Genomic DNA, 1660 nt, shown 5'->3' with positions numbered 1-1660 from the left:
CTAGATCGTGGGCTAAGAAGCTGATTGAAAGAGAAATATTACTAAAGGGAGGCTATATCCGGCCCTAACCCGGCGCTGAAGCGGATCGCCGAAAAAGCTGGCTCCCGCTTAGCTTTCCGTTATGCGCCGTATCCGGCTGATAATTGAGGTGCAGCGTTATGCTGAGTTTCACTGAGCGATTGAAGGAATTGATCTTTGATGTTGAAAGGACCGGCGGTAGTCCTGTACAGAAGTTATCTCCTTCGCCAGATTTGGTTCTGCAACTCAAAGGCTACGCTATAAAGCGATTACGAGAGGAGCCTGGTTCTCTGCCACGGAATGTAGAGTTCTTTCTGCTGGAAGAATTCAATGAGGGCTTTTTTGAAGAAGGTATCCGTGTTTCTTTAGTGCATCTTGGCGAGATGGGAATATCTGACCCCGAAGATGTTCTTACGATTCTTCGCACAGTGATAGACAAAAGGCTAAATGGTATTCTTCGGAAAAGTAGCAGTCAACAGCGTCCATATCACGATGACACAATTAGCATTGATGATGCGATTGTCCAAAGCGTAAACTACGTGTGGGATGAATATGGCTCTGAGCCTACTATCTTGTATAACTTTGCCAAAGAAAGATTTCTAATCCTTTGGGACTATCACAGAAATAAATGGCAAACGACTGGACTTGGAAGATTTCTGCTCGAACTCAAGCCTTTGCAAGCAGTACCTTTTCTTCTCACCATAGATTTGACATTTAACACCGGTGAACAAGACACACGACATATATCTGCTAATGCGTTGATATCCTTATTACAGACTGGAGATCGTTATGAACGTGTTGTCATCCCTCTGCATCGGGAAATGCTGAAGCGACTTGGTGTCATAAGAACTCTGTCTAGAAGGCACTGGGAGTACGAACTAACACCGCTTGGAAAGGTCGTTGTAGAGTCAGTAGTAGACGATAGCAATCCAATGAATGAAATCGTGGCAGCACTGGTGCAAAATGAGGAACAGGGGATTCAATTTGAGGGCTCCGAGAAGGAACTACGAGAATTGGAATCTCAGATAACATCAGAAGCAATAGAAAGCACGGGGCGTCGGTCTATAGAGAATGCTATTGACCTCTACCGGAAGGGCAGCTATGTAGATGCTGCCAGAGTCTTTTTTCCGTCTATTGAGTCTATATCTAGCCAGATGCTCTCAATAGCCGGAGAAGATGTAAGCAATCATAAGAAGTTTCCCGGTTTGGCTAGTAAGGTGGCTAGGCTTGAGGAACTGAAGTTGATACCTGCTGACCTCTCTAAAGGGATCGAAATCGCGGTCAGCCGCAATAAGGTATTGCACGGGGAATACGAGCCCTTGGAGCAGGAATATGCTTATCCCTTGTGCGTAGCTGCGATTATCTACTTGCGACGGATGCTCGTTGAATTTGCAAAGAGCAGAACCAAAGAGACACCGAGAGATAGTGGGTAATACGGCGCATAACAATCGGTTGCAGCCGACGTTGCGCCGCTGCGCTCCGCAACGCGGCTGAACCGCAACGTTATAAAACAAAAAATACATAATAAAGGAAAACCAAAATGTTCAAAACGTCTATATGCCCTCATTGTCATAAGATATTAAGCGTAAGTCTTGACCCACTTGCGCTGAAGGCGGATATCGTTTTATAACAAATCAATGAA

At 45.2% G+C, this 1660-nt stretch carries 1 protein-coding gene; it reads left to right on the top strand.

Going from position 1 to position 1660, the window contains the following annotated elements; all coding sequences use genetic code 11:
• Positions 1–158: 158 nt before the first annotated feature.
• Positions 159–1451 carry a hypothetical protein gene (locus VXK47_RS15015; protein ID WP_435549599.1) on the top strand — a complete coding sequence of 431 codons (1293 nt, stop codon included), beginning with the start codon at positions 159–161 and terminating at the stop codon, positions 1449–1451.
• Positions 1452–1660 lie beyond the last annotated feature (209 nt).

The sequence above is a fragment of the Desulfobacterium sp. N47 genome (assembly GCF_051233685.1).
GTDB lineage: Bacteria > Desulfobacterota > Desulfobacteria > Desulfobacterales > RPRI01 > RPRI01.
Note: the sequence above shows the minus strand (reverse complement) of the source record. Positions and strands in the feature narration are given on the sequence as shown.

Coding starts and splice junctions, on each gene's coding strand:
- VXK47_RS15015 (WP_435549599.1), top strand. CDS start 159: ATGCTGAGTTTCACTGAGCGATTGAAGGAATTGATCTTTGATGTTGAA.